This is a genomic window from Corynebacterium sputi DSM 45148 (assembly GCF_000427865.1).
GTDB lineage: Bacteria > Actinomycetota > Actinomycetes > Mycobacteriales > Mycobacteriaceae > Corynebacterium > Corynebacterium sputi.
In genome coordinates this window covers 1-19,071 of the sequence record NZ_ATYV01000001.1, presented here as the reverse complement: position 1 = coordinate 19,071, position 19,071 = coordinate 1, and the positions used below count along the sequence as shown (strand labels likewise).

Annotated in this window: 13 protein-coding genes and 1 tRNA gene; 8 read left to right on the top strand and 6 right to left on the bottom strand. The window is 61.2% G+C overall.

Translation table 11 applies throughout. From position 1 onward, the window contains the following. Window positions 1–53: 53 nt before the first annotated feature. The 3 genes from YWU_RS14170 to YWU_RS0100065 all read right to left on the bottom strand — a co-directional run bounded on the left by YWU_RS14170 (window position 54) and on the right by YWU_RS0100065 (window position 5,710). Window positions 54–1,223 carry a MazG nucleotide pyrophosphohydrolase domain-containing protein gene (locus YWU_RS14170; RefSeq protein WP_051259822.1) on the bottom strand — a complete coding sequence of 390 codons (1,170 nt, stop codon included), beginning with the start codon at window positions 1,221–1,223 and terminating at the stop codon, window positions 54–56. Window positions 1,224–1,376: 153 nt separating this feature from the next. After that, window positions 1,377–4,970 carry a transcription-repair coupling factor gene (gene mfd / locus YWU_RS14165; protein ID WP_034646553.1) on the bottom strand — a complete coding sequence of 1,198 codons (3,594 nt, stop codon included), beginning with the start codon at window positions 4,968–4,970 and terminating at the stop codon, window positions 1,377–1,379. A gap of 50 nt (window positions 4,971–5,020) precedes the next feature. Then, window positions 5,021–5,710, bottom strand: coding sequence for a TetR/AcrR family transcriptional regulator (locus tag YWU_RS0100065; protein ID WP_240484017.1), 690 nt, complete (start codon window positions 5,708–5,710; stop codon window positions 5,021–5,023). 165 nt (window positions 5,711–5,875) lie between these two features. Here YWU_RS0100065 and YWU_RS0100060 point away from each other — a divergent pair. Then, a tRNA-Gln gene (locus tag YWU_RS0100060) sits at window positions 5,876–5,946 on the top strand. A gap of 131 nt (window positions 5,947–6,077) precedes the next feature. On the opposite strand, the gene YWU_RS14160 is transcribed toward YWU_RS0100060, so the two are convergent. Next, window positions 6,078–6,860, bottom strand: a complete 783-nt coding sequence (locus YWU_RS14160; RefSeq protein ID WP_051259821.1) for a lysophospholipid acyltransferase family protein — start codon at window positions 6,858–6,860, stop codon at window positions 6,078–6,080. Window positions 6,861–7,153: 293 nt separating this feature from the next. Between YWU_RS14160 and YWU_RS0100050 the strand changes: the two genes are divergently transcribed. The 5 genes from YWU_RS0100050 (at window position 7,154) to pth (ending at window position 11,517) form a co-directional block, all read left to right on the top strand. Further along, complete coding sequence (locus tag YWU_RS0100050; protein ID WP_027018864.1) at window positions 7,154–7,396, top strand: hypothetical protein; 243 nt, start codon at window positions 7,154–7,156, stop codon at window positions 7,394–7,396. A 105-nt stretch (window positions 7,397–7,501) separates the two neighbouring features. Then, entirely contained in the window at window positions 7,502–8,974 is a 1,473-nt protein-coding gene (gene glmU / locus YWU_RS0100045) for a bifunctional UDP-N-acetylglucosamine diphosphorylase/glucosamine-1-phosphate N-acetyltransferase GlmU (protein WP_084141412.1), read from the top strand. An 8-nt stretch (window positions 8,975–8,982) separates the two neighbouring features. Continuing rightward, window positions 8,983–9,960, top strand: a complete 978-nt coding sequence (locus tag YWU_RS0100040) for a ribose-phosphate diphosphokinase (RefSeq protein ID WP_027018862.1) — start codon at window positions 8,983–8,985, stop codon at window positions 9,958–9,960. A 197-nt stretch (window positions 9,961–10,157) separates the two neighbouring features. Continuing rightward, window positions 10,158–10,808: a 50S ribosomal protein L25/general stress protein Ctc gene (locus YWU_RS0100035; RefSeq protein ID WP_027018861.1), complete on the top strand. Its 651-nt coding sequence runs from the start codon at window positions 10,158–10,160 to the stop codon at window positions 10,806–10,808. Window positions 10,809–10,902: 94 nt separating this feature from the next. Continuing rightward, entirely contained in the window at window positions 10,903–11,517 is a 615-nt protein-coding gene (gene pth, locus YWU_RS0100030) for an aminoacyl-tRNA hydrolase (RefSeq protein ID WP_027018860.1), read from the top strand. Between the two features lie 6 nt (window positions 11,518–11,523). Here pth and YWU_RS0100025 read toward each other — a convergent pair whose 3' ends face one another. Continuing rightward, entirely contained in the window at window positions 11,524–13,158 is a 1,635-nt protein-coding gene (locus tag YWU_RS0100025; protein ID WP_034646502.1) for an AMP-binding protein, read from the bottom strand. Between the two features lie 83 nt (window positions 13,159–13,241). After that, the gene (locus YWU_RS0100020) at window positions 13,242–14,693 is read right to left on the bottom strand and encodes a glyceraldehyde-3-phosphate dehydrogenase (protein WP_027018858.1); all 1,452 of its coding nucleotides are present in this window, start codon (window positions 14,691–14,693) and stop codon (window positions 13,242–13,244) included. A gap of 310 nt (window positions 14,694–15,003) precedes the next feature. Here YWU_RS0100020 and YWU_RS0100015 point away from each other — a divergent pair, with 310 nt between their 5' ends. Together YWU_RS0100015 and YWU_RS0100010 are read left to right on the top strand one after the other, a co-directional pair. Further along, complete coding sequence (locus tag YWU_RS0100015; RefSeq protein ID WP_027018857.1) at window positions 15,004–16,638, top strand: peptide chain release factor 3; 1,635 nt, start codon at window positions 15,004–15,006, stop codon at window positions 16,636–16,638. A gap of 100 nt (window positions 16,639–16,738) precedes the next feature. Next, on the top strand, window positions 16,739–18,628 hold the full coding sequence (locus YWU_RS0100010; RefSeq protein WP_051259820.1) for an AMP-dependent synthetase/ligase: 1,890 nt from the start codon (window positions 16,739–16,741) through the stop codon (window positions 18,626–18,628). Window positions 18,629–19,071 lie beyond the last annotated feature (443 nt).

Sequence of the window (19,071 nt, the reverse complement as noted above, 5' to 3'; positions counted from 1 at the left end):
ACGGAAGGACGACGAGGAAACGTTATTTTTGGCTTCCCGACGCTCAGTCCGACTTACCCACGCCCCTCATCAGGAGCAGCCCACGGAGATGGTTCGACCTGTTCTTCGGTGTCCGTGTCGGTGACCTCAACGTAGGCCTCAGCAGCGAAATCCTCCTCGAACTCAGGCTCTGCCCGCTCGTCGGCCTGTTCCTGAGTGATTGACGCGAGGAACTTGCGTGCAGCGGTACGGGTCCGCGCCTCGGCTCCACCTTCCAATTCCAGGCCCGGAGTCGGGGCCAGAAGTTCAATGGGGATATCTGAGTCCTTAATGCCTAGGCCTCGAGCGCGGCGGATTGTCTCCTCTGCCAATGCTAGTGCCGGCAGGTGCATTGGGGGCTGGGATCTAGGCCGGCCGCGCCCGTTGTTCCAGGCGATCTCCTGTTCTTCGGCCGGGACTAGTCCTTCGTCTCCATTGGAGCCCTGGAACAGGTACGGCGAACGACGGCGCATCTTCTCAGTGAATGCCGCAGCAACGTCCGCAATGGTGAACTCGTCAGAGATCTCCGCATGGAAAAGCACTTGAAGGAGCAGATCAGACAGTTCTCCGACAATGTCTCCACCGTCATTGACTGCGTCGATGAATTCGTAGGATTCTTCCAGCAGATACGGCAGCAGCGAGGAATGTGTCTGACGGGATTCCCATTCACCACGACGGCAGGCAAGTTCCATCAGCCGAACGGCACCTTCGAGTTCAGGCAGGGTGGCTTCGGAAGGAACTTCGACAACTTCGATAACCGGGCCGTCGCCGTGACTCTCCACCCAGGTGCCTGCGCTATCGACGTCACCAGCACTGTCGTACTCGTTATCCGGGGATTCGCTGTTCTTCTTCGATACGCCGATTCCTAGCGGATCATCGGCAGCGACGTTGAATTCAGGCTCCGCATTCGCATCAGCCTCAGTCGAGCTCTTTCTTGGCGGCAATTCTGCGGGCAGAACAGCACCTGCGAGTCCGACGCTGTACAACTGCTCCCCGCGTTCAAGACGCATCCGAACCTCGTCGTTGGACCGATCGGTGGTGACGAGAATCTCCGCATCGCGCACGGAATGACCGCCAGCATCGGCGATCGCCCAACGAACCTTGATGGGAACCTCTTCGGTGTAACAGACTTCACCGGTGAGCAGGTTCGCCGCCTCCAGCGGGATCGCGGTGGGAAACCGTGCGTCCAGCTCGATAATCGCCATCGTCATTCCTTTCCACGGATCACGGGGGAAAATCGTGCAGTTACCCGTGTTATACGTACTAACCTTGCCACGCCGAAGAGCATTTGTAATTTATTGGGTCATCCGTGAGCAGCCAATTTAATCACAAAGATGAGAAATTCACAGGTAAAAGCGTTAACTGGCCGCCGGAATATTTATGTCTCCGGTGATGTCCATTGTGGGGATACCCGCCATCCCCGTCAGGAAATTCGCTACCCACTGGACTAAAGCTACGTCTCGGACCGGCTTCGCACGCAGTCCCCTGCCCTCTCTGGGCACCGGCACATTGACGGTTCCGGAGGCTGCTCGATAGGTCGAACCCGGGTACAGACGCTTGAGTCGCACCTGCTTCGAATCCGCCAATTGCATCGGTGCAATTGAGATGTGCTGACCGGATGCAGAGACCTCCCGCACCTTGAACTCACGGCAGATGATTCGCAGCCGGGACATTGTCGCCAGACGCAGCACCTCCACCGGCGGTTCGCCATAGCGGTCGCGCAGTTCATCCAGGACCACATCCACCTCGTCGAGGGCACGTGCCTCGGCGAACTTGCGGTAGCCCTCCAGTCGCAGCCGCTCGGAGGCCACATACTCAGCAGGGATGTTCGCGTCGACCGGAAGGTCAATGCGGACTTCGGTGTTCTCCGGCTCCCCTGCGTCAACGGGTTCACCGTCGGCAGCAGACTTCAGGGCCTGGACGGCCTCTCCCACCAGACGGATGTACATGTCGAAACCGACGCCGGCGATATGACCGGACTGCTCGGCACCTAACACGTTGCCGGCGCCGCGCATCTCCAAGTCCTTCATCGCCACGGCCATACCGGCACCGAGGTCGTTGTTGGAAGCGATAGTCGCCAAGCGGTCGTAAGAAGTCTCCGTCAGCGAGTGGTCCGCCGGGTACAAGAAGTACGCATAGGCACGCTCACGGGAACGGCCGACGCGACCACGAAGCTGGTGGAGCTGCGACAGACCCATGTGGTGCGAATCCTCGACGATGAGAGTGTTCGCATTCGGGATGTCCAGGCCGGTTTCGACGATGGTGGTGCACACCAGGACGTCATACTCCCGATCCCAGAATCCCTGGACCGTCTTCTCGAGCTGTTCCTCGTTCATCTGGCCGTGTGCGACCACGACTCGAGCTTCCGGCACCAGTTCCCTGATTTTCGAAGCTGCCCGGTCGATCGTCTTGACTCGGTTGTGGAGGTAGAAGACTTGGCCGTCGCGAAGCAACTCGCGACGGATCGCCGCGGCTACCTGTTTGTCCGACTGAGCGCCGACGTAGGTCAGCACCGGGTGGCGATCCTCTGGCGGCGTGAGGATCTGACTCATCTCACGGATGCCCGCCATGGACATCTCCAAGGTGCGCGGAATCGGGGTCGCGGACATGGTCAGCACGTCCACGTGATTGCGCAGCGCCTTGATGTGCTCCTTGTGCTCGACACCGAAGCGCTGCTCCTCATCGACGATGACCAGGCCCAACTGCTTCCAGTGCACACCGGTCTGCAGCAGGCGGTGGGTACCGATGACGATGTCAACCGTCCCGTCACCCATCCCCTTGATGATCTCCTTCGACTCCTTCGTCGAGGTAAATCGGGACAGCCCGCGGATGGTGACCGGGAAACCCTCCATCCGCTGATTAAAGGTAGCCAGGTGCTGCTGAGCCAGCAGAGTCGTAGGTACCAGCACCGCCACCTGACGACCGTCCTGCACCGCCTTGAATGCCGCACGAAGAGCGACCTCGGTCTTGCCGTATCCGACATCACCGATCAGGACACGGTCCATCGGGCTGGAGCCCTCCATGTCCGTCTTGATCTCGTCGATCGCGGTGAGCTGGTCCTCGGTCTCCTGGTACGGGAAGTTGTCTTCCATCTCCCGCTGCCACGGCGAATCAGTCGCGAAGGGGTGGCCCGGCGCGGCCTGGCGCTCGGCGTAGAGCTTCACCAGTTCGTGGGCGATTTCGCGGACGGCGCCGCGGGCCTTCTTCTTGGAGTTCTTCCAGTCCGAGCCGCCCATCTTGGACATGCTGGGAGTTTCGCCGCCGACATACCGCGACAGCAGGTCGAGGCTCTCCATCGGGACGAAGAGCTGGTCGGGCGGGCCACCGCGCTTGGAGGGTGCATATTCGAGCACGACGTATTCGCGACGCGCCTGATCGTCGCCGGTACCGATGGTGCGTTCGGTGAGTTTCACGAAGCGGCCGATGCCGTGGGTGTCATGCACAACGAAATCGCCGGCCTGCAGTGCGAGGGGATCAACGCGGTTACGTCGCTTCGCCGGGGCTTTGCGACCGCGGCCAATGTCAGCGACACGGTTACCGGTGACATCGGTCTCCGCGATGACAGTCAGTGCCCCGCCGGAGGTTCGCGGGAACACCACGCCGCCGTGGTTGACCGCTCGGTAGACGGTGATACGTCCGGGTTCAGGCTCTTCAGGGCCTGTCGCGATGCGACAGGAAATTCCCGCTTCGCGGAACTTCTCCGCTTGACGACGCGCACTTGCCGGAGTCGCCCCCACATACGCCACCCGCTCCTCATTGACAGTGGCCTCGCGCAACTGCGCGATCATGCGGCCAATCTCCTTGAGGTCACCGCGCGGGCGCGGGCTGGCCTCAAAGGTCAAGGGAAGGACGTCATCCGGTGTGGACTCACCCAGCATTCCCGGAGGCGAGATGCTCCACCACGGCTCAACCCGTACCTCGTCGAGGCCGCGGTACGCCGTGGATTGCAGACCGTCCTCAGCGATCGGAGCGGTGCCACCCATGGCAGCTGTCTCCCATGCAGCCGAGAGGAACTCCTCACCGGTCTGGATCAGATCAACGGCGCGGGAGCGGATGCGCTCAGGCCCACACAGGAGAGTGTGAGTTCCCTCGGGCATAAGTTGGGGCAGGGTGTCCATGGGGGCTTCGGTCAGCAAGGGAATGAGTGCTTCCATGCCTTCAACCCACTGGCCATCTGAAATCCGCACCAACATTTCCTGCACATCACCGGAGCGCTCAGCGGCGAGGGTGTCAGCCTTGGCGCGGACTGAGGCGTCGAGAAGCAAAGCTCGTACCGGGAACACGTCGACGCGCTCGATCGCCTCAGTGTCCTCAATAGTGCGCTGGTCACCAACGCTGAACGCGCGCAATTCGGTGACCTCGTCGCCCCAGAGCTCCACACGTACCGGCAACTCCTCGGTCGCCGGGAAGATGTCTACGATGCCACCGCGCACCGCGAACTGCCCACGACGGCCGACCATGTCGACATTGGAATATCCGTAGGCCTGCAGACGCGCCGGAAGATCGGCGACTTCCTCGCCTTCGGCGAGGGAAATGGGGCTGGCGCCGTCGTTAAGCACGGGTTGAAGCAGGGAGCGCACCGCAGCGACCACAACTGTGACGTTGCCCTCAGCAACCTCGTGCAAGGCCTTACGGCGCTGAGCGACCGTATCTACTGCCGGTGAGAGTCGCTCATGCGGCAACGTCTCCCAGGACGGGAACAGCGCGACCTTGCGGCCCACCATCGCACGCAGCTCTGAGGCGAGGTCCTCCGCCTCACGGCCGGTAGCAGTCACCGCCAGCACCGGAGCCTTCGACTCCATCGACGCCACCAGGAATGGGCGCAATTCATCAATGCCCGTCATCGCGAGCTCGGGCTCACCGATCCGCGTCAGAACACCCCTGAACTGCGAATCGGTCGCGACAACACGCGCCAAACCACCCAAAGGTGCGGCTGCGGAATCGTCGGTCATCGGAGTGCGGTCAGCGGAGTCCTTCACAGCGGGGCAGCTTAGCGCCTGAACTACCTCCGGTGCGGATCAGCGTCCTCCCCTGCCCCAAGACGCACACCCTCAGAGGATCTCCCGCGAAGAGCCTTGGGGCTGAGGGTCGGGTTGGACTCCATCCCTGCCAGGCCATTCCAACAGAGGTTCACGATGTGCGCGGCAACGGTTTCCTTGTCCGGATAGGAATCCGCTTGGTGCTCATCGAGCCACCACTGGGCAGTCTGCGAGACCATGCCAACCAGAGCCTGCGAATACAAAGGCGCCATGGATCCGTCGAGGTTTGCGCGCTCGAATGCGGCAACAAGTATCGGCGAGACATGACTGGTCGCATTGCCTAGAAGCGTTGCGAATCCGCCAGTGGAGCCGAGGTCCCGGGCCAAAATGGTGTAGCCGTCGGTGTGCTCCTCCACATAGGTGAGCAACGCCAAGACGGTGTTCTCAATACGGGCGCGAGCGCGGCCCTGCTGGATCGATTCCTCAATCACATGCTCCAGCCGGCCCATTTCTTCCATGACCACCACGTCATAGAGTCCATCCTTCGAGCCGAAATGCTCGTACACAACCGGCTTCGATACCCCTGCCCGCGCCGCCAATTCCTCCATCGAGGTGCCGTCCAAACCGAGCTCGGCGAACGTCGCACGACCGACGTCGATCAACTGCCGTCGACGCTCAGGCGCGCTCATCCTCCGGCGGGGCTTTACTGTCATGACTAACCAGCTTATCTGCTTGTACCACCTGTTGGACACCTTCTGGTCAACGTTTCCACAATCCCCTAGAGGGTTTGTTAAGGTCACTTCCGTTGGGAACGCGGTTTTTGAGCCGCGGTCTCCCACCTCGGAGGGTCGCACGTCGCTTACAGCGCAGCCCACCGATCCCTCGTGGTGTAATGGCAACACTCCTGATTTTGGTTCAGGCATTTCAGGTTCGAGTCCTGGCGAGGGAGCATTTTTCTTACGCCCGTGAGTGGCAATAAAACCCTCGGAAAATTGCATTTCTGCGCCAATTTGGCCGAAATCTGCAACTCTCCGAGGGTCTCTTTTCAGTGCGAGCCCGCTTTCCGGCTCCTCTGATGCATTAGTGCGACAGTTCCTTCGATGCCACCTCGCTGAACGGACGCTCCAAGGCCCCGCCTGGCTCTGCCCCTTCGGGGTATCCCTCCCCTGCCTGCAGCGCGTTCTTCATGTCCGTGCCGTAGATCCCCACGTAATCTTGGCCGGAGATCTTTTGGATGGCGAGCGTGATGTCGTCGGTCATTACTCGGGCGGCTTCATAAGGGCCCACCTTCTCTACGAGGTCCGCGTAATCCGCCGGGTAGATCGGGTCCGCGACGATAACCTTCACCTTCCAGGGGCGAACAATCCAGCTTCCGATCGGATTGACCCGGCCAGTACCGATGAACGCGACTGGACACACCACCGCGCCAGTCTCCAAGGCGATGCGAGCGGTGCCGGTACGGCCCTTGTAGAGACGGCCGTCAGGACTGCGGGTCCCCTCCACTGCTAGGCCGAGGATCTTGTCATCGTTAAGAGCGACTCGACCGGCAGCCAAGGCCGCTGACGAGGGGTCCTCCGCGTTGCGGTCGACCGGAACCTGGCCGACGGCGGTCATGAAGGACTTCTGCAGCCGACCAATCAGCCCGGGGGTGGTGAAGTACTCAGACTTCGCCAAGAAAGCGAGCTTTCTGGGGCAACGGGCGCCGATATAGAACTGGTCCATCACGGCGAGGTGGTTGGTGGCGAGGATAGCGGGGCCTTCAGCAGGAATGCGATCGCGGCCGATGAAACTCGGTCGATTCCACACCATGAGGAACGGCCCCACCGTCGCGTATTTGAAGAAGCCGTACCAAAACTTGTACATGCCTTGAAACTACAGGTAAATCGCCCCGTTCTCGCGGGTTTCCTCTGCGGGGTAGACTTCCAACCCTTGAATCTTTGGGCAGACGTATGTACAGTCGTTTTCCTGCTCAGACACAGGCGGCTGGCCTGTGTCCTCCACGTGTGCGGCGCGGCTGCCTATCAGCCCCGCACTCGCCTTTCAGGTGAACAGAACACCTCGGCGCCAATCCGATGAGACGGATCAGCGACTCCAGCACGACACTCCCTTCAACGGGACAGTCTTGTCGCGCGCCTACGCAAGAATTCGAGAGAAAGATGAACACCACAATCTACGAGACAACTATTCAGACTATTCAGACTGTGACCGGAGCCTCAGAGGCAACGGCACTGGACGCTTTCGAGTCCGTCTTCCGTGACGGCTACAGCGTCTCCGGCATCACCCGTGGTGGTGCCTGCGCGATGCATGGCACCGAGCTCACCGAGCTGGCCGTGTCCAGGATCGCGGGAAGCGACAAACACGTGCTTAACGACGCCCCCTTCGACCCCGTCGCAGCCTGACCGCACCGTCTCCTCCCCCACGTCTAGCGGCATTTGCGTACTTGCAGGTGTCCGCGCGGTAACGTTCTAGGGTATTCCACTTCCGAGGTAATGGAGGAGACATCCATGAGCCACGACTCCGCGACGGCTGTCGTCGTTCTGGCCGCCGGCCAGGGCACCCGAATGCGGTCGACCACTCCCAAGGTGCTGCATGAGGTGGCCGGGCGAACAATGCTCGGCCACGCCCTGTACGCAGGACATGGGGTGGGGGCTGATGACATTGCGGTGGTCGTAGGACACCACAAGGACCGTGTCATTGAGGCCGTCGACGAATGGGCTGACGAGGTTGGCCGCGATCGTGTCGCGATCGCCCACCAAGAACAGCAGAACGGCACCGGTCACGCAGTCCAGGTTGCCCTGGACCGGCTTGATAAAACCGGTCAGTACAGTGGCACGATCGTGGTCACCACCTCAGACGTGCCGATGCTCAACGCTGATGTTTTGCGCGCCCTGCTCACCGAGCACCGCAGCACCCCGAAGACCGCTGTCACTGTGTTGACCGCGACGATCGGGGATCCCCACGGCTATGGCCGCATCGTGCGCACTGCCGACGGAGAGATCACCGGCATCGTCGAGGAGAAGGACGCTGACGAGAACCAGCGCGCCATCACCGAGATCAACTCCGGTGTCTACGCTTTCGACGCGGAGATGCTCCGTCACGCGCTGACCCAGCTCAACACTGACAATGCGCAGGGCGAGCTGTACCTCACTGATGTGATCGGCATTGCTCGTGAGTCGGGCCGGATCGTCCGCGGACACCGCTTGGACGACTCCTGGCTCATCGCTGGTGTCAACGACCGCGTCCAGCTCGCCGCTGTTGGCGCTGAGCTAAACAGCCGCCTGTGTGAGCAGGCCATGCGCGGCGGCGCAACCATCGTCGACCCTTCCACCACGTGGATCGGGATGGACGTTGAGATCGGCCAGGACGTGACAATTCTTCCGTCGACGCAGCTCGCCGGGAACACCGTCATTGCGGACTACGCGACTGTCGGGCCGGACTCCACCCTGGTCAACGTGACCGTGGGGGAGAACGCCACTGTCACCCGCACCCACGCCATCGATTCCCAGATCGGCGCTGAGGCCTCCGTCGGACCGTTCACCTACCTGCGCCCGGGCACTCGACTCGGTGCTCGGGGCAAGCTCGGCGGATTCGTCGAAGCGAAGAACGCCACCATCGGCGAAGGCTCGAAGGTGCCGCATCTGACGTACATCGGTGATGCGACCGTCGGGAAGCACTCCAATATCGGCGCATCCAGCGTCTTCGTGAACTACGACGGCGTGAACAAGCACCACACCACCATCGGTGACCACGTGCGCACCGGTTCCGACACCATGTTCATCGCACCGGTGACCGTGGGTGACGGCGCGTATTCGGGGGCTAGTACTGTGATCAAGGACGACGTACCCCCGGGAGCGCTAGCCGTCAGTGGTGGCAAGCAGCGGAACATCGAAGGATGGGTTCAGCGGAAGCGACCGGATACTCCGGCGGCCGAAGCTGCAGCGACGGCGTCCCAGCCCAGCAACAACGAGGAAGGCTAATCCACGCAATGACCGGCGAATGGATCGACAACAAGAAGAACCTCATGCTCTTCTCCGGGCGCGCTCACCCGGAGCTCGGCACAGCCGTCGCCAATTCACTTGGCGTCGACGTCACTCCCACCACCGCACGGGACTTCGCCAATGGCGAAATCTTCGTCCGTTTCGAGGAGTCCGTACGCGGCTCTGACGCGTTCGTGCTGCAGGCGCACCCGATGCCGCTGAACAAGTGGCTCATGGAGCAGCTCATCATGATCGACGCTCTGAAGCGTGGCTCGGCGAAGCGCATCACGGCGATCCTGCCATTCTTCCCGTACGCCCGCCAGGATAAGAAGCACCGTGGCCGTGAGCCGATCTCCGCGCGCCTCGTCGCGGACCTGCTGAAGACCGCAGGCGCGGACCGCATCGTGTCTGTCGACCTGCACACCGATCAGATCCAGGGATTCTTCGATGGCCCAGTCGATCACATGCATGCCATGCCGATCCTCACGGATTACATCAAGGACAACTACACGCTCGACAACATCTGTGTTGTCTCCCCGGATGCCGGTCGCGTGAAGCAGGCCGAGAAGTGGGCCAACACACTCGGTGACGCACCGATGGCATTCGTACACAAGACCCGCTCGGTGGATGTCGCCAACCAGGTTGTTGCCAACCGTGTGGTCGGTGACGTGGAGGGCATGACCTGTGTCCTCATCGACGACATGATCGACACCGGCGGAACCATCGCCGGCGCTGTGAACGTGTTGCGCCAGGCTGGTGCAACCGACGTCATCATCGCCACCACCCACGGTGTCTTCTCCGGCCCGGCCCGCGAGCGCTTGTCGCAGTGCGGTGCCCGCGAGGTCATCACCACCGACACCCTGCCGCAGAGCACCGAAGGCTGGGACAACCTGACCGTCCTGCCGATCGCACCGCTGCTGGCTAAGACCATCGGTGAGATTTTCCAGAACGGCTCCGTCACCACGCTGTTCGAGGGCGAAGCCTAAACGCCCCGCTCTACCGACCCTGGCCGCCCCGATTACCGTCGTGGGCGGCCGTTGTCGTATAGTCAGCGGGTCAAGTCTCGGCGAGGGTGGCCTGTCATACGGCCCCGTTATCGACGCGACGCTCACACCGGCGCAATGCTCTGGTGCAGGCAATAGCTTCGACTCCCGGGTTTCACATCACGTACAAGGAGTCAGACATGGCAAAGTCCAAGATTCACGACCTGTCCGCACAGGCCCGCACTGAGTTCGGCAAGGGTGCCGCACGTCGTACCCGTCGCGCCGGCCGCATCCCGGCCGTCATCTACGGTACGTCCCTCGACGCACCGATTCACGTCTCCTTCGAGGAGCTGGAGTTCAACAACCTGCTGCGTTACAACGGCCTGAACACCCTGGTCAACATCGACGTGGACGGCGAGAAGCAGCTGGCCATGATTAAGTCTGTCGATCAGAACGTTCTGACCTTCGACTTCGATCACGCTGACCTGCTGGCCGTCGCTGCAGGCGAGACCGTTGAGGTCGAGATCCCGGTCATCGTCGAGGGCGAAGGCGCCCCGGGCACCATGATCATGCAGGAAGCCGACGCCGTTCTGGTCGAGGCTCCGGCACTGTCCATCCCGGACGAGTTCACCGTGTCCGTCGAGGCCCTCGAGGTCGGCGCACAGGTCACCGCTGCCGACATCAAGCTGCCGAAGGGTGTCACCCTTTCCGGCGAGTCCGACTTGCTGCTGGTCAACGTTGTCGCTCCGGAGGACAACGAGGCTGAGGCTGACGAGGCTGCTGCTGAGGTCGACGCCGGCCAGGACCCGAACGACGTTGAGGCAACCGAAGAGTCCTCCGACTCGGAGTAAGCACCTTCGCTTCCCGACGTTCCTTGCCCCACGGTCCCCTAGCGGACCGTGGGGCATTGTCGTATGCAGGGTCGGCTCATGCGAATATTGCACCATGAGCGAGAGCACCGAACCCGGCCCCGTCTTGGTGGTCGGCCTGGGCAACCCCGGCCCGAAATACGAGACGAACCGGCACAACATCGGCCAGATGGTGCTGGACGAATTGGCGTCCCGGACATTGCCGATGGAATCGACTTTTTCCCCCCACAAGCGGTCCAATGCCCAGATCGTGCAGACCCGGTGGAAGATGCCTGATGGTTCCGAGCGCCAGGTGATTCTGGCCAAGCCGCGGACGTACATGAACCTCTCCGGCGGTCCCGTCGCGGCTCTGGCAAAGTTTTTTGGCATCACCCCGGACAACGTCATCATGGTCCATGACGAACTGGACGTGGACCCCGGTTTCATCCGCCTCAAAAAGGGTGGTGGAGAGGGCGGTCACAACGGGCTGCGCTCCACCTCGAAGTCACTGGGCACGAAGGACTACCAGCGAGTCCGCGTGGGTGTGGGCCGTCCCCCAGGACGCCAGGACCCCGCGGACTATGTGCTGCGCGACTTCGCTACCAATGAGCGCAAGGATCTCCCGTTCTGGATTCAAGATGCAGCGGATGCCGTAGAAATCCTTGTGGGCCACGGCCTGTCCGTCGCGCAGAATCAGGTCCACAAGAAGTAGCTCCGGCTACTCCAGGGTCATCTCCCGCAACACGTTTTTCTGGACCTTGCCCGTCGAGGTCCGCGGCAGCTCCTCGATCACCTGGTAGTCCCGCGGCACCTTGTACCCAGCGATTAGGGCACGGCAGTGGTCAATCACCGACTGCTCCCCTGCCTCGTCGTGCACCACACCTGGTGCGAGTACGACGTACGCCCGGGGTACCTCTCCCCATTTCTCGTCGGGCACACCAACCACAGCGACGTCCGCGATCGACGGATGGCTGATCAGTGCCTGCTCCACCTCAATCGTTGAGATGTTCTCACCACCTGAGATGACAACGTCTTTGGCGCGGTCGAGGATCTGGATGTAACCGTCGGGATGCTTCACTGCCAGATCCCCACTGTGGAACCACCCTCCGGCGAATGCCTCCGCAGTGGCGTCCGGGTTGTGGAAGTACTCCTTCATGACGATGTTTCCGCTCATCACAACCTCACCCATGGTCTCTCCATCGCAGGGCACATCTTCCAGGTCGATGTCCATCGGCGAGGCCTTAGGGATTTGCTTTACGACGCGCACCTCATCACTAGTCACCATCGCAATCCCCTGCCTCGCCTTCATGGTGGCCCGCTCTGTCACTGACAGTGCATCCCAGGCTGATTGTGGTTCGCAGGAGACCGTGGGGCCATAGGTCTCGGTGAGTCCGTAGACATGGATGACCTCGATGCCGAGGTTTTCGCAGGCCTCAATGACAGTCGGGCTCGGGGGCGCGCCGGCCGTCGAAATAGTGAGGTTATCGACGTGATGGGCCTCATCTGCCGCAACGATCGTCTGGACCACCGCAGGTGCACCACAAAGGAAATCCACGCCTTCGGTGTCTAAGAGTTCCCAGATCTTCGGTCCCCGCACCGCCCGCAGCGCCACCTGAGTCGCCGCGACAGACATCGATGCCCATCCGGTGCACCAACCAGAACAGTGGAACATCGGCAGCGTCCATAGGTACACCGAGTCACGGCTGAGCCCGTACGTCATGGCCACGCCCAAGGCCGCGAGGTATGCACCGCGATGGGTGTAGACCACTCCCTTCGGGCGCCCGGTAGTGCCGGAGGTGTAGTTGATGGCAATCGCAGCATTCTCGTCGGGAACGGAGAAGGGAGGGGTGTGGAGGAGGGCGTCGGGAAGCGTTCCTTCATCTTTGAACTCATCCCACGTCATGACCACTCCGGAATCGGGGTGCCGCGGCTGCGGCTGGGTCCCGTCCTCATCATGGATCAGAACGAAAGTGTCCACCAGATCCGCCGAGCGCAGGGTGGGGCGAGCCGCCGCGATGAGGTCCTTGTCGCCAAAGAGAATCCTGATGGACGAATGGTCGCAGATGTAGCGGACCTCTGCAGGCGCCAGCCGAGTATTGATTGCGACCAGCACTCCCCCAGCCAGCGGCACCGCGAACTGCAGAAGCAGACCTTCGTAGCTATTCGCCGCGAGCATCCCGACGCGCTCACCCTGCCGCACTCCCCGCTCCCGCAGCGCCCGAGCGATATCCAGTGCGTCGTTTTTCATCTGAGCGAACGTGACACGGCGGGGCCCATCGATACAGGCGATTCGGCTCGGGTGGGCCTGTGCTGATCGTTCGAGAAAACGAAGCGGGGTCAGAGCGGTATGCATGATGGGACTCCCTGTCTGTAAATAAGATTCGCCCACAACACTAACGAGAGTGTTGTGGGCTGAATCACAGGGGCTACTGAAGCTTAGAGCTCCTCAAGCCGAGCACGCTTCGGGACGATCGGCGCGCGGGTGCCGGCCATCTGCTCCACGATGCGAACGACCTGGTTCGAGTAGCCGAACTCGTTGTCGTACCAGACGTAGAGGACTAGGTGCTTGCCGCGGGCGATCGTCGCCAAACCATCGACGATGCCGGCGTGGGTGGTGCCGACGAAGTCCGTGGAGACAATCTCGTTGGAGTGGATGTAATCGATCTGCTGACGCAGCTCAGAGGTCAGCGACACCTTGCGTAGGAAGCTGTTGACCTCTTCGCGCTCAACCTCGTTCTCCATGGTGAGGTTCAGCACGGCCATAGACACGTCCGGGGTGGGAACGCGGATGGCATTGCCGGTGAGCTTGCCGTCGAACTCCGGCAGTGCCTTCGCTACGGCCTTGGCGGCGCCCGTCTCGGTGAGAACCATGTTGAGTGTTGCAGCGCGACCACGGCGAGAGCCCTTGTGGAAGTTGTCAATGAGGTTCTGATCGTTGGTGAACGAGTGGACGGTCTCAACGTGTCCAAACTCCACGCCCCACTTGTCATTCACAACCTTGAGCACCGGGGTGATCGCGTTGGTCGTGCACGAAGCTGCGGAGAGGATGGTGTCGCTCTCCTCAATGTCACCGCTGTTGATGCCGTAGACGATGTTCTTGATGTCGCCCTTGCCCGGTGCGGTCAGCAGCGCCTTGGAGACGCCCTTGGCCTGAGTGTGCTGCTCCAGACCCTCACGGTCACGCCAGCGGCCGGTGTTGTCGACAACAATTGCGTTGTCGATGCCGTACTCGGTGTAGTCGATGGTGGTGGGATCAGAGCTGTAGATGACCTGGATCGGGGTGCCATTGGCCCACAGGATGTTGTTCACCGGGTCCACAGAGATGGAGCCATCGAAGGAACCGTGCACAGAGTCGCGGCGCAGCAAGGAAGCGCGCTTCTCCAGGTCCTCGTCACCGTTCTTGCGCACGACGATGGCACGCAGGCGCGGGCCGTGGTTGTTGGCCTGGCGTGCCAACAAGATGCGAGCAACCAGACGGCCGATGCGGCCGAAGCCGTAGAGCACGATATCGCGCTGCGGCATGGTGTCGGTGGTGCCGATGACGTCTGCGAGCTCCCGCTGCAGGTACTCGGTCAGGTCGCCACCTTCAGCGGCGAAGCGCGAAGCGAGCACTCCGACGTCCACAGATGCGGTGCACACGTCCAGCTCGATGAGCTTCTCCAAGATCGGCAGGGTCTGATCCAGGTTCAGCACCTCATTGGTGATGTGGCGCGCGTAGCGGTGGGCCTTGATGATGCCCGACTCGCTGCGGTTGTCCAGACGACGCCCATAGATGGAAGCGACCACGTTCTGGTCGCGGCGGAGCTGGCCGATGACCGGGATCATCTTCTCTGCCAGCGCAATGCGCTCGTTCCACATGTTGTCGTTGGTCGGTTCGGACGCCGGCATAAGCCCTCCAGTTTTCGTCACAGGAGTAGTCGCTACTCCCACGCGGCTGCACCCCCACTACCTCCGTGGTGGGGAGATGGCGGGGTCTTTGAGTCAGCATTAAATCTAGCTTGTGCATGTCTGTTCGAACGATTCCACCCCGAACTAAGGGGCATCACGGGCGATAATTCCCTCCCACGAGCCGTTAGCGATAGCCGTTCAGGGTGTGCCATCTCTGCGTCGTCGGTGTGAGCCAGGCAACCGGACACTGCTGAGCGGCTCCCGAAGAGTAATCTTGGTTGTCGCACCGAACGGAAGGAATCCACAACACATGAGCTCCATCGCCTCCGAGGCAGACCGCCGCCGAACATTCGCGGTGATCGCCCACCCGGATGCAGGTAAGTCGACGTTGACTGAGGCGTTGGCACTGCACGCCCAGGTGATCACGGAAGCGGGCGCCGTCCACGGAAAGGCTGGTCGCAAGGCGACCGTTTCCGACTGGATGGACATGGAGAAGGACCGTGGCATTTCCATCGCGTCATCTGCCCTCCAGTTCGAGTACCAGCCGGAAAACCACTCCGGCGAGCCGTACATGATCAACCTCGTGGACACCCCGGGCCACGCGGACTTTTCCGAGGACACGTACCGCGTACTGACCGCAGTTGACGCTGCAGTCATGCTCGTCGACGGCGCTAAGGGATTGGAACCGCAGACGCTGAAGCTCTTCCGCGTCTGTAAGTCCAATGGCATCCCGATTGTCACGGTCATCAACAAGTGGGACCGCCCTGGCAAGGCGCCATTGGAGCTCATGGACGAAATCGTCGCCGAGATCGGTCTGCAGCCCACTCCCCTGTTCTGGCCCGTTGGCGAGGCCGGTGACTTCCGCGGCCTCATGCGCCGTGGCGAAGACGGGGAGCCAGTCGAGTTCATTCGGTTCGAGCGCACCGCTGGTGGTTCCACTATCGCTGAAGAGAGCCACTTGACCCCGGACGAGGCCGCAGCCGAGCAAGGGGTCACTTGGGAAGCTGCAGCAGAGGAGTCAGAACTGCTGTCTGCAGACGCTGCAGACCACGATCAGGAGATGTACCTGGCCGGTGAAACCTCTCCGGTGATCTTCGCTTCGGCGATGCTCAACTGGGGTGTTCACCAGATCCTCGACACTCTTTGCGATCTGGCTCCCGCCCCGGGACCGCGCCTTTCCGACCCGAAGGCCGTGGCCGCCTCAACCTCCGCCATGGACGAGGTCCGCGAGCCGACCGATGACTTCTCCGGCGTCGTGTTCAAGGTTCAGGCTGGCATGGACTCCAACCACCGCGACAAGCTGGCCTTCCTGCGCATTGTCTCCGGCGAGTTCGAGCGCGGCATGCAGGTCACTCACGCACAGTCCGGCCGTGGCTTCTCCACTAAGCACGCACTGACCGTGTTCGGCCGCACCCGTTCTACCGTCACCGAGGCATTCCCCGGTGACATCGTCGGCTTAGTCAACGCCGGCTCGCTGGCTCCGGGTGACACCATCTACTCCGGCCGCAAGGTCCAGTTCACCCCGATGCCGTCCTTCGCGCCGGAGCACTTCCGCACCCTGCGCGCCAAGTCCCTGGGCAAGTACAAGCAGTTCCGCAAGGCAGTGGACCAGCTAGACGCCGAAGGTGTCGTCCAGGTCCTGCGCAACGACGCCCGCGGTGACGCAGCCCCCGTTCTCGCCGCCGTCGGCCCCATGCAGTTCGAGGTCATGCAGGCCCGAATGCAGGTCGAATACAACGTCGAGACGCTTCTTGAGCCAGTCCCCTACTCCATCGCCCGGCGCACAGACGAAGCTACGGTGCCGGAGCTCTCTCGCCAACGCGGAGTGGAAATTTTCACTCGCACTGACGGGGCGATAATTGCCCTGTTCGGCGACAAGTGGAAGCTCTCGTTCATTGAGAAGGAGCACCCTGAATTCACGCTCGAGACACTGGTCGCAGATTAGTTCCCCCCGCTAATAAAGATTCAATAACGCCCGCGGCTAAGTTCGCCCCCGAAAGCGTGATCCCTGATAGGACTTAGATCACACAACGGAGGAGGCGCCAATGCTCACAGATATCCAGAACGTCCGAAAGATTCGCCACATCAAGGACGATCCCATCGATCAAAAAGTCCTGGATTCTGCGGACGTTTCCATGGCTCATATGCTCCGCAAGAGGGTGGCAGCAACGCCGGATAGCACGGCGTTCAGCTACCCGAATGCGGACGACACAGGGTGGGACAAGGTCACCTGGGGTGACGTGGGCTCAGACGTATCCCGCGTCGCCGCAGGTCTGATCTCTCTGGGTATCGAGCTTGAGGATCGCGTCGCGATTATCTCGTTGACCAGTTACGACTGGATTCTCGCAGACTTCGCAATTATGTACGCCGGTGCCGCGACCACCACTGTTTACAACACGTCGCGCGCCGAGGAAGTCGCCCATATCCTCTCCGACTCTGGCAGCCGCATTGTCTTCGCGGAAAACCAGGAGCAGGTGGAGAAGCTTCAGGCGAACCGTTCTGATTTCCCGGATGTCATCAAGGTCATCACTATGGACAACTCCGTGGTGGACGACGACTGGGTCATCACCCTCGACGAACTTCGCACCATCGGCGACAAGGCATTGTCGGATACTCCCTCGCTCACCGAAGATCGCATTAACGCCGTTTCTTCCGACCACATCGCGACGATTGTCTACACCTCCGGCACCACAGGAATGCCCAAAGGTGTGCGCCTGAAGCACGGCACTTGGGCCTACATGGGTGTAGCCATCGTCTCGACGATGAAGGATTTGACGATCGATGACGTCCAGTATCTGTGGCTCCCCCTCGCCCATGTCTTCGGCAAGGTGCTCCTCTCTATGTGCGTCGAGGTCGGCATGGAGACGGCGGTCGACGGACGCCAGGAAAAGATCGTCGAGAACCTGAGTTCGGTCCAACCCACCTACATGGCTGCCGTACCGCGTCTGTTCGAGAAGGTCCGCTCAGGTGTCGTCCGCATGATGGCTGCCGAAGGTGGTGTGAAGGAGAAGTTGTTCCATTGGGCCTCTGGCGTGGGCATTGAGGTCGTTGAGACCATCGAGGCCGACAAGAAGCTCTCCGGTGGATTGAAGTTCCGCTACAAGATTGCCGACAAGCTGGTCCTGTCGAAGATTCGCGCTCGTTTCGGTGGCCGAATGCGATTCGTCATCTCCGGTTCCGCTGCCCTCGACCGTGACATCGCGAAGTGGTTCGAGAGCCTCGGCATCGTCGCTCTGGAAGGTTACGGGCTCACCGAGACCGCCGCCGCAACCACGGTGAACCGCCCGTACGCAGCCAAGACGGGTACCACCGGTTGGCCCGTCCATGGCACGATTGCTGACATTGCCGAGGACGGCGAACTGCTTATCTCCGGTCCCGGTGTCATGGACTGCTACCACGGACTTCCGGAGGAGACCGAGAAGGTTCTCTTCCAGAAGGACGGCCGTACTTGGTTCCGCACCGGCGATATTGCCGAGTTCGACGACGAAGGCTTCGTGAAGATCACCGACCGCAAGAAGGACATCTTCAAGACCTCCAACGGAAAGTACTTCGCCCCCGGCAAGATCGAGGCGATGTTCAAGGGCCTGTGCCCCTACGCCTCACAGATCGTTGTCGACGGCGCGAACCGTCCGTTCGTCTCCGCGCTTGTTGTCCTCGATCCAGATGCGATGGAGGCGTGGGCTGAGCAGAACAGCATGAGCGGCTCGTCCTACGCCACTCTCGTGGCCTCCCCCGGCGCCAAGGAAATGGTCGAAAAGTACATCGGCGAACTGAACTCCAAGTTGAACAACTGGGAGCAGATCAAGCGTTTCACCATTCTCGATAAGGAGCTCACCGTCGAGGATGGCGAGTTGACCCCGAGCATGAAGCTCAAGCGCAAGACCGTCATAGAGTCATACAAGCACTTGCTTGACGCGCACTACAGCAAGAACTAAACGTTCCTGCCCCCCACGGGCGTCGACCGGAGTTTCCGGTCGGCGCCCTTTTGTCGTTTTTGCTTCCCGACGCCTCCAGCCCTCACCCCACCACCCCACATACGTATCTTTCGTTTCATTTCGTCACATTTCGGAATAAATCTTTTCCAACCCTTGCCTGACCTGCGATAACACACTATAGTCGAACATGTTAGCGAGTTGATCATCAGGGGAGACCAACCGCATCCCACCAACACCACGCCATGTTCACTGATGCTTCACAGCGCCACCAAAGGGGGCTGATTTGTCATGCGAGCACCATTCGACACCACCGACACCAACTGCCCCTTCACCGCAGCACTCTCCACTGACGCACCACGGTTCACCCACGAAAACCCCGACGACGCCCTCTCTGCCATCTCCCTATCAATCAACCGCAGCACCATCGACCAGGCGCACCTATG